The organism is Streptomyces sp. DT224 (assembly GCF_049844595.1).
In the GTDB taxonomy this organism is placed as follows: Bacteria; Actinomycetota; Actinomycetes; order Streptomycetales; family Streptomycetaceae; genus Streptomyces.
Genome location: NZ_JBNCLI010000019.1, coordinates 78,205 through 91,565 on the forward strand (window position 1 = coordinate 78,205; position 13,361 = coordinate 91,565).

General features: G+C 70.2%; 13 protein-coding genes. 12 read left to right on the forward strand and 1 reads right to left on the reverse strand.

Going from position 1 to position 13,361, the window contains the following annotated elements:
* Positions 1–7 precede the first annotated feature (7 nt).
* The 8 genes from ACLQ2N_RS34715 (at position 8) to ACLQ2N_RS34750 (ending at position 8,891) form a co-directional block, all read left to right on the forward strand.
* Entirely contained in the window at positions 8–445 is a 438-nt protein-coding gene (locus ACLQ2N_RS34715; protein ID WP_425819547.1) for a DUF6892 domain-containing protein, read from the forward strand.
* 79 nt (positions 446–524) lie between these two features.
* Positions 525–1,214, forward strand: a complete 690-nt coding sequence (locus ACLQ2N_RS34720; RefSeq protein ID WP_425819549.1) for a DUF402 domain-containing protein — start codon at positions 525–527, stop codon at positions 1,212–1,214.
* Positions 1,215–1,493: 279 nt separating this feature from the next.
* On the forward strand, positions 1,494–1,802 hold the full coding sequence (locus ACLQ2N_RS34725) for a hypothetical protein (protein ID WP_024493027.1): 309 nt from the start codon (positions 1,494–1,496) through the stop codon (positions 1,800–1,802).
* Positions 1,803–1,984: 182 nt separating this feature from the next.
* Positions 1,985–2,854: a hypothetical protein gene (locus ACLQ2N_RS34730; protein WP_425819551.1), complete on the forward strand. Its 870-nt coding sequence runs from the start codon at positions 1,985–1,987 to the stop codon at positions 2,852–2,854.
* Positions 2,844–4,181 (forward strand): hypothetical protein, encoded by a 1,338-nt coding sequence (locus ACLQ2N_RS34735; RefSeq protein WP_425819553.1) that lies wholly within the window; start codon positions 2,844–2,846, stop codon positions 4,179–4,181. Before ACLQ2N_RS34730 ends, ACLQ2N_RS34735 begins: the two co-directional genes overlap by 11 nt.
* Positions 4,178–5,728, forward strand: coding sequence for an SCO6880 family protein (locus ACLQ2N_RS34740; protein ID WP_425819555.1), 1,551 nt, complete (start codon positions 4,178–4,180; stop codon positions 5,726–5,728). Before ACLQ2N_RS34735 ends, ACLQ2N_RS34740 begins: the two co-directional genes overlap by 4 nt.
* Positions 5,729–5,767: 39 nt before the next feature.
* Positions 5,768–7,186, forward strand: coding sequence for an ATP-binding protein (locus ACLQ2N_RS34745; RefSeq protein ID WP_026171334.1), 1,419 nt, complete (start codon positions 5,768–5,770; stop codon positions 7,184–7,186).
* A gap of 1 nt (position 7,187) precedes the next feature.
* On the forward strand, positions 7,188–8,891 hold the full coding sequence (locus ACLQ2N_RS34750) for a type VI secretion protein (RefSeq protein WP_425819557.1): 1,704 nt from the start codon (positions 7,188–7,190) through the stop codon (positions 8,889–8,891).
* Positions 8,892–8,901: 10 nt separating this feature from the next.
* Here ACLQ2N_RS34750 and ACLQ2N_RS34755 read toward each other — a convergent pair whose 3' ends face one another.
* Positions 8,902–9,459, reverse strand: coding sequence for a GNAT family N-acetyltransferase (locus ACLQ2N_RS34755; protein ID WP_425819559.1), 558 nt, complete (start codon positions 9,457–9,459; stop codon positions 8,902–8,904).
* Positions 9,460–9,602: 143 nt separating this feature from the next.
* On the opposite strand from ACLQ2N_RS34755, the gene ACLQ2N_RS34760 reads away from it, so the two are divergent.
* From ACLQ2N_RS34760 to ACLQ2N_RS34775, 4 genes are read left to right on the forward strand one after another with little or no spacing between them, the layout of a single operon-like run.
* A complete protein-coding gene (locus ACLQ2N_RS34760; RefSeq protein WP_425819561.1) occupies positions 9,603–10,535 on the forward strand; it encodes an ABC transporter ATP-binding protein in 933 nt (310 codons plus the stop codon).
* On the forward strand, positions 10,532–11,320 hold the full coding sequence (locus ACLQ2N_RS34765; protein WP_425819563.1) for an ABC transporter permease: 789 nt from the start codon (positions 10,532–10,534) through the stop codon (positions 11,318–11,320). The genes ACLQ2N_RS34760 and ACLQ2N_RS34765 overlap by 4 nt, the downstream gene beginning before the upstream one ends.
* 35 nt (positions 11,321–11,355) lie before the next feature.
* The gene (locus ACLQ2N_RS34770) at positions 11,356–12,624 is read left to right on the forward strand and encodes a sensor histidine kinase (protein ID WP_425819565.1); all 1,269 of its coding nucleotides are present in this window, start codon (positions 11,356–11,358) and stop codon (positions 12,622–12,624) included.
* Entirely contained in the window at positions 12,621–13,286 is a 666-nt protein-coding gene (locus tag ACLQ2N_RS34775) for a response regulator (RefSeq protein ID WP_425819567.1), read from the forward strand. Before ACLQ2N_RS34770 ends, ACLQ2N_RS34775 begins: the two co-directional genes overlap by 4 nt.
* The last annotated feature ends 75 nt before the right edge of the window (positions 13,287–13,361 follow it).

Here is a 13,361-nt window from a genome sequence, read left to right on the forward strand (position 1 = left end):
CCCCGGCATGCCCGCCTTCCGCGATTTCAACTTCAAGCTGCTCGTCATCGAACAGCTCATGTACAACGACGAGACGCTCACCCCGGTGTTCCGCATAGCCGACTGCCTCAAGGCCAAAGGCATCGACGAGGACCCGCAGACCTACGCCTATGAGAACGACCTCGCCTTCACCGTCCTCGACGAGGCCCGCGCCCACTTCGCAGCGCTGGAGATCAGCACGGAGCTGCTGGCCACCGTGGAGACGCTGCTCCTCGACGGCGGCCTCGAGGTGTACCAGGAGTGCGCCCCGGTCTGGGACGGAGAGGACGACCTCTTCGACGTGGGATCGCTCGAGGACCTGGACCTGCTGCCCAACCTCCGGCTGATCAGCGGCGTGGACGACTGCGGAATCGGCATGTCGTTCGACACCGACGTCCTCGCGCGCCGGGGCATCGCCACCGACTGACGGACCGACTGCCCGTCAGAGACGCTCCTCGCTCCGCCCGTACGTGTCCGGCGCACGCGCGGCGGGAATGATCAAACGCATGAAAGAGGACAACAGGGACACCGCAAGCGGCACACCGGGCGAAATCCTGCACTGGAACCTGTTCATAGGCGGCCACCTCAGCGCCTCCGTACCCGTACGCCTGGTCGAACGAACGGACGCGGGACAACTGGTGTGGATGAAATCGGGCACCCCGATGTGGCACACCGCCCTCCCGCGCGGCGTCACCCACCTGCGCGACATCGACCCCCACGAGCGCCCGGCCGAGGGCTTCCCCGTCGTGGCGGGCCGCTGGCCGATGGGCGACGCCCTCTTCTACCAGCCGACGGGGGCGGCCCACTCGGTGCTCTGGCTCTTCGGCCGCAGACACAAGTTCCGCGGCTGGTACGTCAACCTCGAACGACGCGTGCACCACGGCACGGACATCGACATCACCGACCACGAGCTGGACATCAACGTCGCCCCGGACCGCACGTGGAGCTGGAAGGACGAGCGGTCCTTCGCCGAGAAGACCGGACACCCCGCGTACTGGACGGCCGAGGAAGCACGCGCGATCCGGACCGAAGGAGCGACCGTCGCACAGCTCGCCGAGGCCGGAACCTTTCCCTTCGACGGCTCCTGGTGCGACTTCCGGCCACCGTCGTACTGGAAGACCCCCTCCCGCCCGCCGACTCCGCGCCACCCGCTGCTGCGCCCACTGGGCGCCCCGACCTCGCCTCCCCCGCCCTGAGGTGCACGATTCGGCCGCCGGGGAACATCCCGGCCAATCTGGCGCGATGACGATCATTGCCCGGCGTCACTCTGCGTGATACACAGAGTAACCATACGCATTTCGCCCACACACCGATTCGATCCGCAGGTCAGGGCGGTCAGACCGGTCAAATGTGCGAGATCCGGGTAAAGAGAGCCGTGAAGCCGTCATACGAAAGCAGTTTCATCAGCGAAGATAGAGAGTGACCCGTGCCATGCGGTACGGGCGCCGAACTACCCAACTGGGGCGGTGACTTACATGATCCTGGCAGCTGAAAAGGGCGATATCACCACCATCATCGGCGGAATCGCCCCGAACTGGGGGCCGTTCGGGACCCTCGGCAACGAGGCCCGCGTGATGATCGAGGTGGTGATGGCGATCGCCATCCTGCTGTGCCTCGGCATCGCGATCTGGGGAGCGGCCAAGCAGCGGATCGGCGCGACGGCTCTGCGCGACACGTTCAGCGCGGAACAGGGCAAGGGACTGATCGTGGCCGGCCTGACCGGGGTGTTCATCATCGGATCACTCGGCACCCTGTTCACCATTGTGTACGGGATGGCCGTCTGACCGGGCGTCGGTCCCGCCGCCGGGGCTCGCCCGCCCCACCCCTCCCATCCGTCCGTCGTGCCCACCGGCAGAGGTTGCGTACCCCTGATGTCGAGTCACCACACCGCGTCCACGCGGAGAGCAGCACGGCTACCGTCGTACTACGACGTGGTTCAAGCAACGGTTGAGGGGGCGTACGCGGCATGAGTCTCGGCGACGAGGACGGCTACGGCAACGACGCGGGACGCACGAGCGACGCCTACAGCACGATCGGCGGCACCCGCCAGACCCGCACCCGCCTGCCCGACGGCCCCACCGGCGACCCCTACGGCCCTCGCCGCCCGGCCCGCAGCTCCCGTTCCCTCATCACGTTCGCCGGCGTGGTGGTCCTCCTGCTGGGCGCCATCGCCTTCGCCAACATGGGCGGTGACGACAACGACTCGGGCGCCAAGTCGGGCACGACCTCCGGCAGCAAGGCGGACGCCGCTCCGACATCGCCCACGGGCACGAAGCCCGTGACGGGCAAGAACGGCACGATCCCTTCGGGCTTCGCCCACAACCAACAGGGCGCGGAGAGCGCGGCGGCCAACTACTCGGTGGTGCTCGTGTCTGCGGACATCCTCAAGCCGACGCAACGTGGACAGATCGTGCGCCAGGTCTTCGTCGCCAACAGAGTCGGAGAGCTCGAGAGCAAGTTCGACCAGGCGTACAGCAAGGACTTCCTCGACAAAGTCGGCCTCGACGAGAACGGCGACGCCGCAGACGGCATGACCTACGTCTCGAGAACAGCGCCCGTGGGAACAAGGGTCACGCAGTTCACCGACACCTCCGCCACCGTGGAGGTCTGGTGCACCGGCGTCTTCGGCACAGCCGGCATCGGCTCCACCAGCCCCGTGAGCAACGACTGGTTCACGATGACGCTCAAACTCCACTGGCAGAACAACGACTGGAAGGTCGACAGCTTCTCTCAGAAGGACGGCCCTGCACCCGTCAACGCCGACCGGACTGCTTCCGGCGCCGACGAAATCGCGAAGGCTGTCGAGGAGTACGGGGGGTTCACCTATGCCCGCTAGCGCAAAGCACGTTGTTCGACTGGGTGCGACCCTGGCGAGTATCCAGAGCACGCTGGTAGTCCTTGCAACGCACGTTGCAGCTGCTCCCAGCCCCTCGCCGTCCGACGACGGCAAGTGCTCGCTCATCGTCGGCCCCGCCAAGGACTACTGCGAAGGCGGAAGCGCCAGCTCTCCCAAGTCCACGCCACCCGCGAGCACCGACCCCGCGCTCGATCCGCTCACCTCGCTCGGGCGGGGCTGTGCCGACGCCGCCGCGTGGATCGTGGGCAAGCTCAGCGACGCAGTCAAAAGCACCGCCAACGTCGACTTCACGAACACCCGCTTCCTCCAGCAGTACGCCATCGTCTTCGCCGCCTCCACCGTCCTCACCCTTGTCCTCTGGCTCCTCGCCGTAGCCAAGCGCGCAATCCGCGGCGTCCCCCTCACCACGGCGATCTCCGAAGCCATCGGCTTCCTCTGGCTCACCGTCCTCGCCTCCGCCTTCACCCCCCTCATCCTCTACACCATCGTCTCCGCCACCGACGGCGTCACCGAAGTCATCGCCTCCTCCTCCGGCGGCCAGACCGACGTCTTCTTCGGGTCCTTCGCCCAAGCCCTCAAGAAGGACTCCGACATCGGCGGCGGCCCGATCATGCTGATCGTCGTCTCCCTCGTCTCCATCCTCGCCGCCGGCATCCTCTGGCTCGAACTCGTCATCCGCGCCGCCCTGCTCTACGTCGGCGCCCTCCTGGGCACAGCCGTCTACGCCGGACTCGTCGACAAGAACATGTGGGGCCACGTACGCCGCTGGGCAGGCATCATGATCGCCGTGATCATGGTCAAGCCCGTCATCGTCGTCGTACTCGGCCTCGCCGGCGCCCTGTCCTCCGACGACGGCCCCGACGCCTTCTCCGCCGTCGTCTCCGGCCTCGCCATCATCCTGCTGGCCATCTTCGCCTCCGCCATGATCTACCGCTTCGTCCCCGGCTTCGGCGACGAGATCCAAGGCGCCCGCACCAACCGCAAACAGGCCACCGACGGCTCCCAGGCCGCCGCCATGATCAGCTCCCCCGCCGCCCTCGTCTCCCAGGGCATCAAGACCCACAGCAGCCGCGGCGGCCAGAGCAGCGGCGACACCGGCAGCGGCGGCGGCCGCCCCGCGAACCCGGTCAGCGGCGGAGTCGCCGCCCACAGCTCCCGCAACACGGGCGGCGGATCCGGTCCTTCCGCCGCGCCACCGCCCCGCAGCGGCTCCGGCCCGACCGCCGGCACCCCTCACAGCAGCCGCGGCACCCGCGGCGGACCAGGCAGCACAGGTAACAACCGCACAGGAGGTGGCGGGCGTTGAGCACACAGTCCCATCCGATCGCGCCCCGCCGTACGTATCTCATCGGCCGTGCCCGGCCGAACGCGATCGTCGGCAAGAACCGTGAGACGGGCGAGATCGCCCTGATCATCGCCGGCGCGTTCCTCGGCATGATGAGCGGCCTGCTCGTCCCCGTCCTCTCCCTGCGCATCGTGCTGCTCACCGGCTTCCCGCTGCTCGCCATCGCCATGGTCTACGTCCCGTACCGGCACCGGACCTTCTACAAGTGGTTCGAGATCAACCGCAGCTACAAGCGCTCCCTGCGCCGCGGCACCACCTACCGCTCCACGGCCATGGAAGCCGGCACCGGCGCCGACGGTCGCGAGGTCGAGATCGGCCCGCCCCCCGGCATCGGCCGCATCAACTGGCTCTCCGCCCCCTTCGGCCCCGACGAGATCGCCGTCCTCCTCCACGCCGACCGGCGCACCGTCACCGCCGCCATCGAGATCGAGGGCCCCGGCGTCGGGCTCCGCGACAGCGAGGACCAGGAAGCCCTCGTCGACCGCTTCGGCACCCTCCTCAAGCACGTCGCCAACGGAGACGGCTTCGTCACCCGCCTCCAGATGCTCGCCCGCACCCTCCCCGCCGACCCCGACGCCCACGCCAAGGACGTCGCCCAGCGCGGCGCCCCGTCCTCCCCCCGCTGGCTCCAGGACTCCTACGACCAGCTCCAGTCCATGGTGTCCACCTCCAGCGAGCAGCACCGCGCCTACCTCGTCGCCTGCATGCACTTCAACCGCGAGCTCGCCGCCGAGGCCAACGCCATGGCCCGCGCCGCCCGCCCGCACACCGGCCGCAAGCTCGACCGCGACGCCGGACTCGCCGTCGTCATGGCCCGCGAGCTCACCGACATCTGCGCCCGCCTCGCCGAGGCCGACATCCGGGTCCGCCAGCCCCTCGGCCAGAGCCGGCTCGCCTCCCTCGTCCACTCCATGTACGACCCCGACCACCCCATCGACCACATCCAGGCCATGACGAAGCGCAACGCCTGGCCCGCCGAGCTCGACGCCGTCGAACCGACCTACCTCCAGGCCAAGACCCGCGAGTCGTCCACCCGCGCCCCCTGGTGCCACTCCACGGCCTGGGTGAAGGAGTGGCCGATGACCCCCGTCGGCGTCAACTTCCTGGCACCCCTCCTCGTCCACACCCCCGACGTCATCCGCACGGTCGCCGTCTGCATGGACCTGGAACCCACCGAGATCGCCATCGAGCGCATGCTCACCGAGAAGACCAACGACGACGCCGAGGCCAGCCGCCAGGCCAAGATGAACCGCACCGTCGACCCCCGCGACATCGCCGCCCACGGCCGTCTCGACCAACGGGGCGAAGACCTCGCCAGCGGCGCCGCCGGCGTCAACCTCGTCGGGTACATCACCGTGTCGTCCCGCTCCCCCGAAGCCCTCGCCCGCGACAAGCGGACCATCCGCGCCTCGGCCGGCAAGTCGTACCTGAAGCTCGAATGGTGCGACCGCGAGCACCACCGCGCCTTCGTCAACACTCTGCCGTTCGCCACCGGCATCCGCCGCTAACCGCCAGTCCGCGACACCGAGAGGGAGGTCAGTCACGCCATGCGAGATCCGCTGTCCGCGTTGTCGGACGCCTTTACCGCCTTCCTCTTCGGGAAGGTGGAGACGACCCGGCTGCCCGTCCGCACCTCGACGGGCCAGGCCCAGGCCGTCTACCTGCCCACCGCCGCCCCAGGCCTCGGCGACTCCGGTGTGATCATCGGCCGCGAGGTGTACTCCGGCAAGGGCTACATCTACGACCCCTTCCAGCTCTACGGACAGCAGCTCCCCGCCCCGCACTGGCTGGTCCTCGGCGAGTCCGGCAACGGCAAGTCCGCGCTGGAGAAGACCTACGTGCTCCGCCAGCTCCGCTTCCGCGACCGCCAGGTCGTCGTCCTGGACGCCCAGGGCGAGGACGGCGTCGGCGAGTGGAACCTCATCGCCCAGGAGCTGGGGCTCACCCCCATCCGCCTCGACCCGACCTCCGCACTCAACGGCGGGATCCGGCTCAACCCGCTCGACCCGGCCATCACCACCACCGGCCAGCTCGCCCTGCTGCGCACCATCATCGAAGTCGCCATGGGCCACGGCCTGGACGAACGCTCCGGCTTCGCCCTCAAGGTCGCCCACGCCTACGTCAACGCCACCACCACCGACCGGCAGCCCGTCCTCACCGACATCGTCGAGCAACTGCGCCACCCGGAACCGGAATCCGCCCAGGCGATGAACGTCGACATAGACGACGTACGCGCCTGGGGGCTGGACGTCGCCCTCGTCCTCGACCGGCTCGTGGACGGCGACCTGCGCGGCATGTTCGACGGCCCGACGTCCTTCGGAATCGACCTGGACGCCCCCCTGATCGTCTTCGACCTCTCGCACATCGACCGCAACTCCATCGCCATGCCCATCCTGATGGCGATCGTCGGCGTCTGGCTGGAACACACCTGGATCAGGCCCGACCGCAAGAAGCGCATCTTCCTGGTCGAAGAGGCCTGGCACATCATCAACTCGCCTTTCGTCGCCCAGCTCTTCCAGCGCCTGCTCAAGTTCGGCCGCCGCCTCGGCCTCTCCTTCGTCGCCGTCGTCCACCACCTCAGCGACGTGGTCGACGGCGCCGCCGCACGCGAAGCCGCCGCCATCCTCAAAATGGCCTCCACCCGCACGATCTACGCCCAGAAGGCCGACGAGGCCAGAGCCACCGGCCGCGTCCTCGGCCTGCCCCGCTGGGCCGTCGAAATCATCCCCACCCTCACCCCAGGCATCGCGGTCTGGGACGTGAACGGCAACGTACAGGTCGTCAAACACCTGATCACCGAGGCCGAACGGCCCCTCGTCTTCACCGACCGCGCCATGACCGAATCGTCCGTGAGCGACCTCCTCCCGGACGACGTAAGGGCCGCCGACCTCGAAGCGGAGGAACGCGCGGCCAGGATCGAGAACCAGCAGCGACTGAACGAGTCGTCCGAGTCAACGGTGGCGTGACATGGCAGGCAGCAACGGGGGACGGTCCGGCGAAGGCAAGGGGGGTGGCATCCCCGACGGCCTGCTCGTCGGACTGCTGGCCTTCCTCCTCGGGCTGACGCTGCTGGCCTGGACGGCCACCGGATTCGCCGGCCTCCTGGCCCACGGCGCCTGGCCCGACGGCGTCACGCCGACCGAAACACCACTGGCCCTCCGGCGCCTGCTGGAGGCCCCGCACGACCTGCCCGCCGCCTGGCCCCACACACCCCCGCGGGAGCTCTCCGGCTACGGCCTGTTCTGGGGCCTGCTCATCGGCGAACTGATGGTACTCGTGGTGCTGACGGTGTTCGTGATGGGCGTCATCGCCCGCTGGCGCGCCGTGCTGGCCCACCGCCGCGCGGAACGCACGGAGCGACTGGCCCTCCTCGAACAGGCGCACCGCGAGGAGCGCGCCCGCCGCCGACTGGCACACGGCAAGGGCCGCACCGGCCGACGGACCAACCGGCAGACGTACGCGCACGAGGCGGCGCTCCCCGCCCCCGGACCGACCCCGGATCCCACCCCCGGCGCCCTCCGCGAGACGCCCTCCGTGCCCGCGTCGGCCACCCCCGTTCCCGCCGAACACCTCACCGAAACGGCACCGCGGACGGCGGCCCTTCCCACCGAAGCCGCCCCCCAAGCACTCACCGGCGGAAGAGCCCACCCCGCACCGACCGAAACGCCACTCACGGAAGCGCCACTCACGGAGCCGGCCCCCACCGGCCCGCTCCCCGCGACCGTCCCCTCCCCACGCACCCCCCTCCTCCTCTACGGCCCCGCCCCCACCCGCCGGGCCACCGCCGTCCAGGCCGTCCGTGAGGCCGACGGCCCCGTTCTCGTCGTGACCGCCGACCCCACTCTCTGGGCCGAGACCAAGGACGCCCGAGCCAAGCTCGGCCCCGTCCTCGTCTACGACCCCGGCCACCTCTGCGACACCCCGGCCCGGCTGCACTGGACACCCACCACCGGCTGCGAACAGGCCGACCGGGCCGCGGCCCGCGCCGGCGCGCTGCTCGCCCCCGTCCGCCCCCAGGCCCGCATCGACGCGGCGACGGCCGACATCGCCGAAACCCTCCTGCGCTGCTGGCTGCACGCCGCCGCCATCGACGGCCGCCCCTTCCGCCAGGTCCACCGCTGGGCCATCGGCGGCAACGCCCACGAACCGGTCCGCCTCCTGCGCACCCACCCCAAAGCGGCCCCCGGTCTCGCCGGACTGCTGGAGTCCGCACTCACCGGCTACCCCGAACGCCGGGAGGCCGCCCAGGAACTGACGGTGCGCGCCTTCGGTGCCCTCTCCTCCGTCCACGTCCGGGACACCTGCACACCAAATCGAGCAGATGCGCTCGCACTGGATTCCTTTGCGAACGAAGGGGGCAGCCTCTATGTGGTGGGTGAAGCCATCGAGACACCACGATCCGGTCCAGGGACGATGCCCCTGCTCACCGCGCTCGCCTCAGACGTGGTCGAGCACGGCCGCCGCATGGCCGCACGGTCATCCGACGGCCGGCTCGACCCACCAATGACGCTGGTCCTCGACGACATCGCGGCCGTCGCCCCCCTGCCCCGGCTGCCGGAACTGCTGCGATCCGGCCAGACCCAGGGCCTGGCCACCATCGCCCTGCTCCGTTCCCCGGAACAGGCCCGCTCACACTGGACGCAACAGCTCCGGACACCCAGCACCCTGTGAGAGGCAGCGCTCAGGGCCGCGGCATCGAGTACTCCAGCTCACGCGCCGTCGGGTCGCCCGGCATCCGCACCGTCTCCCCGGTCGGCACGAAACCGAACCGTCGGTAGAACGCCGCGGCGCGCGGATTGTTCTCGTGCACATACAGCCGTACGCGCTCCAGCCGCGGCGCCCCCAACGACCAGGCCCAGTCCACGGCCGCCCGGAACAGCGCGTCCGCCACCCCCGCACCCCGCGCCTCCGGCCGTACGAACACACCGACCAGGTGCCCCTGGTTCACCGACGCCGCCTCACCGAACCGCGCCTCGGCATCCGGCCCCTCCACGAGCACCGTCACCGAGCCCGCCCAGGCACCGTCCGGGCCCTCCGCGACGAACTGCCGCACCTCGCCCGCACCGTCCTCGGAGGCATCGGCCGTCCGTTCCCGCCACGCCTCGTCGGACCGCTTCAGCCCCTGCTCGTACGTCTCCAGGAACGCGACCGGAGCGGCCGGGTCCTGCAAGGCGGCCAGCCGCAGCTCCTTCACCGACCGCCACTCGTCGGCGCGCACAGGCCGTATCGCGTAGTCCATGCACCGATCCTGACCTGCGCCCCCGCGACCACGCAAACGCATTCGACCCGGCCGCCCGGAGTCGTACCCCGGTACTACGCGCCCCCGAACGTCCCGCCCCCGGTCCGACGACCGGCCCGTGCCGGCTCCGTAACGTCGACCGCATGATCAGGGCACACGCACTCACCAAACGGTACGGGGACAACACCGTCGTCCAAGACCTCGACTTCACCGTCCGCCCGGGCACGGTCACCGGATTCCTCGGCCCCAACGGCGCCGGCAAGTCCACCACCATGCGCATGCTGCTCGGCCTGGACGCGCCCACCCGGGGCCGCGCCACGATCGGCGGCCGCGCGTACACCTCCCACAACGCCCCCCTCACCGAGGTCGGCGCCCTGCTGGAAGCGCGCTCCGTCCACCCCGGCCGCACCGCCTTCCACCACCTGATGGCGCTCGCCCACACCCACGGCATCCCGCGCACCCGCGTCGAACACGTCCTGGACCTCGCCGGTCTCACCGCCGTAGCCGGGAAACGCGTCAAGGGCTTCTCCCTCGGCATGGGCCAGCGCCTGGGCATCGCCGCCGCCCTCCTCGGCGACCCGGCCGTCGTCATCCTGGACGAACCCGTCAACGGCCTGGACCCGGAGGGCGTCCTCTGGATCCGCACCCTGCTCCGCGATCTCGCCGCGCAGGGCCGCACGGTCCTGGTCTCCTCGCACCTGATGAGCGAGATGGCCCTCACCGCCGACCACCTGGTCGTGATCGGCCGCGGCCGCCTCCTCGCCGACACCACCGTCACCGAGTTCACCGCCACGGCCGGCGGCGGCTCCGTCACCGTCCTCACCCCCCAGGCCGCCGCCCTGCGCGACCTGCTGCGCGGACCCGGCGTCGAAATCACCACCACGCCGGGCTCCGACCACCTGGTCGTACGCGGCACGGACGCCGAACACATCGGCCGCACCGCCGCCGCCCACGCCATCCCCCTCTACGAACTCACCCCGCACACCGCATCCCTGGAACAGGCGTTCATGGACCTCACCCAGGAGTCCGTCGACTACCGGACGACCACCGCCGCACCGACCGGAGCCCTCGCATGACCACCACGGCCCTTCCCCACTCCTACCGCGTCACACCTGCCCGGGTGCTGCGCTCCGAATGGCACAAGCTGCACACCCTGCGCTCCAGCTGGACCACCCTGGGCCTGGCCGTCGTCTTCGTCCTCGGCGTGGGCATCCTCATGGGCACGACCTACACCTCCGACGGCGGCGACTCGGACATGGACACCGTCATCCTCGTCCTCTACGGCTCGCTCCTCGCCTCGCTCTGCACGGTCGTCCTCGGCATTCTCGTCACGGCGGGCGAATACTCCACGGGGATGATCCGCGCCTCGCTGACCGCCGTCCCGCGCCGGCTCCCGGTGCTGTGGGCCAAGGCCGCGGTCTTCACGGTCACCGTATTCACCGTCATGTTCGCGACCTCGCTGGTCACCTTCGTCATCGCCCAGCTCTTCCTCCACGACACGGACCAGGCCGCTTCTCTCACCGACCCGGGTGTACTGCGTGCCGTAGCGGGGAACGCAGCCGGAACCACCTTCCTCGGCCTCATCGCCCTGGGCCTCGGCGCACTCCTGCGCTCGGTGCCCGGAGCGATCGGCGCTTTCATCGGCGGTGTGATGATCCTCCCCGAGGTGCTCACCACGCTCCCGTACGACGCGGTGGAGACCGCCGTCCGCTACTTCCCCACCCAGGCAGCCGGAGTCCTCGGCTCCGCCACCCCGCTCCCGGACGCCGCGTCCCCGGGCCCGGCCCTGCTCGCCCTGGTCCTGTGGGCCTCGGCCACACTGGTCTCGGCCGCCGTACTCCTGCGGCGCCGGGCCGCATGAGCCGTACGACGCGGCCGGGTACAGGGGAGCCACTGATGGCGGACACCGCCGAAGGCCGGGAACCGGCCCCGCTGTCCGCGCCGTCCCCGCTGACCGGGCACATACAGCGCCTGTTCCAGCGCATCCGCGCCTTCGACCGTCGCCGGCCGTCGGTCTGGAACGGCCTCCTCACCACGTTCTGGGTGCTGTTCGCCGTCCTCGACGTCTCCACCGGCGGCTGGCGCACGGTCGCCGTCGACCGGCACGTGCCGGAGGCGCTGGTGTTCACCATGAGCGCGGCGTTCTCCGCCCCACTGCTCTGGCGCCGCTCCCATCCCCTGGCCGTGCTCGCCTTCATGGCCCCGTTCTCCCTGGCCAACGTGTGGACAGGGGCGGTCATCCAGGCCTCCCTGCTCCAGGAGATCGTGGTCTTCAACATCGCGGTACGCCTCCCGCTGCGCACCCTCGCCTGGTCGGGAGCGCTGGTCGCGGCACCCCTGGTGATCGCCTCGGTCCGGTTTCCGGAGGTCTGGAGCCGACTTTTGCTCCCGCACGTGTGGATGTTCGCCATCGCCGCCCTGGCGGGGATCCTGGTGCGTACACGCAAGGAGTACACCGAGGCCCTTCTCGACCGGGCGGACCGGCTGGAACGCGAACGCGACCAGCAGGCCCGTCTGGCCGCCGCCGCCGAACGGACCCGGATCGCCCGGGAAATGCACGACATCATCGGCCACAACCTCTCCGTCATCACGGGCCTGGCCGACGGCGGTTCGTACGCGGCGGCCCGCAGCCCCGAGCGCGCGGCCCAGGCCCTGGAGGCCATCGGCACCACCAGTCGCCAGGCCCTCGCCGAGCTCCGCCGCCTCCTGGGGGTGCTGCGGGACCAGCCGGAAGACGCCGACCGCACCCCGCAACCGACTCTCGACGACGTCGACCGGCTTCTGGAGGGGGTACGCCGGGCCGGCCTGCCGGTTCAGCTGCTCGTACGGGGAACACCGCCGCCCCGTCCGCTCACCCCCGGACGCCAACTGACGGTCTACCGGGTGGTGCAGGAATCCCTGACGAACTCGCTGAAGCACGCGGGCACTTCACCGTCACTCGCGGCCGAGGTCACGTTGACCTACCGGCCTGGTGCACTGGAGACCCTCGTCACGGACAATGGCACCCCGCCCCAGGGCCGGTGGACATCCGCCGGCACAGGGCAGGGCATCACGGGGATGCGCGCACGCGCTTCCCTGTACGACGGCACACTCGAAGCCGGCCCCTCCGCCGAAGGCGGCTGGCAGGTCCGGCTCCGGCTCCCCCTGGAGGACTCCCCCTCGTGACGACCGTGCTCATCGCGGACGACCAGCCGATGCAACGCTTCGGCTTCCGCATGCTGCTGGAGAGCCAGGACGACATGACGGTCGTCGGCGAGGCCGCCAACGGCCACGAAGCGCTCCAGCTCATCGCCCGGCACCAGCCGGACGTGGCCCTGATGGACATCCGCATGCCGCTCCTGGACGGCATCGAGGCGACCCGCCGCATCGTCAGGGCCGGCTCCCCGACCCGCGTCCTGATCGTCACGACGTTCGACCTGGACCGGTACGCGTACGACGGTCTCCGCGCCGGCGCCAGCGGCTTCCTGATCAAGGACGCGTTGCCGGAGGAGCTGCTGTCCGGCATCCGGGCCGTGGCCCTCGGCGACGCGGTGGTCGCCCCGAGCCTCACCCGCCGTCTCCTCGACGCGTACGTACAGCACTTGCCGGCCGCCCCGGGCGAACCGGCCACCCAGGATCCGCGCATCGCCGGTCTTACCGGCCGGGAACTGGAGATCCTCACCGTCATCGGCCAGGGCTGGACCAATTCCGAAATCTCCGAACGGCTTCACCTCGCGGAATCAACGGTAAAGACACATGTCTCCCGCATTCTCGCCAAGACGGGCACCAGGGACCGAGTCCAAGCAGTGATCCTCGCCTACGACACCCACCTGGTCTCCCCGGGCTGAAACGCAGAAAAGCCCCGTGCCAGCGGCACGGGGCTTTCCCACAATGATTGTTCGGCGGCGTCCTACTCTCCCACA

Excerpts from the sequence above, each read along its gene's own strand:
- ACLQ2N_RS34715 (WP_425819547.1), top strand. The coding sequence starts at position 8 with ATGCCCGCCTTCCGCGATTTCAACTTCAAGCTGCTCGTCATCGAACAG.
- ACLQ2N_RS34720 (WP_425819549.1), top strand. The coding sequence starts at position 525 with ATGAAAGAGGACAACAGGGACACCGCAAGCGGCACACCGGGCGAAATC.
- ACLQ2N_RS34725 (WP_024493027.1), top strand. The coding sequence starts at position 1,494 with ATGATCCTGGCAGCTGAAAAGGGCGATATCACCACCATCATCGGCGGA.
- ACLQ2N_RS34730 (WP_425819551.1), top strand. The coding sequence starts at position 1,985 with ATGAGTCTCGGCGACGAGGACGGCTACGGCAACGACGCGGGACGCACG.
- ACLQ2N_RS34735 (WP_425819553.1), top strand. The coding sequence starts at position 2,844 with ATGCCCGCTAGCGCAAAGCACGTTGTTCGACTGGGTGCGACCCTGGCG.
- ACLQ2N_RS34745 (WP_026171334.1), top strand. The coding sequence starts at position 5,768 with ATGCGAGATCCGCTGTCCGCGTTGTCGGACGCCTTTACCGCCTTCCTC.
- ACLQ2N_RS34750 (WP_425819557.1), top strand. The coding sequence starts at position 7,188 with ATGGCAGGCAGCAACGGGGGACGGTCCGGCGAAGGCAAGGGGGGTGGC.
- ACLQ2N_RS34755 (WP_425819559.1), bottom strand. The coding sequence starts at position 9,459 with ATGGACTACGCGATACGGCCTGTGCGCGCCGACGAGTGGCGGTCGGTG.
- ACLQ2N_RS34760 (WP_425819561.1), top strand. The coding sequence starts at position 9,603 with ATGATCAGGGCACACGCACTCACCAAACGGTACGGGGACAACACCGTC.
- ACLQ2N_RS34765 (WP_425819563.1), top strand. The coding sequence starts at position 10,532 with ATGACCACCACGGCCCTTCCCCACTCCTACCGCGTCACACCTGCCCGG.
- ACLQ2N_RS34770 (WP_425819565.1), top strand. The coding sequence starts at position 11,356 with ATGGCGGACACCGCCGAAGGCCGGGAACCGGCCCCGCTGTCCGCGCCG.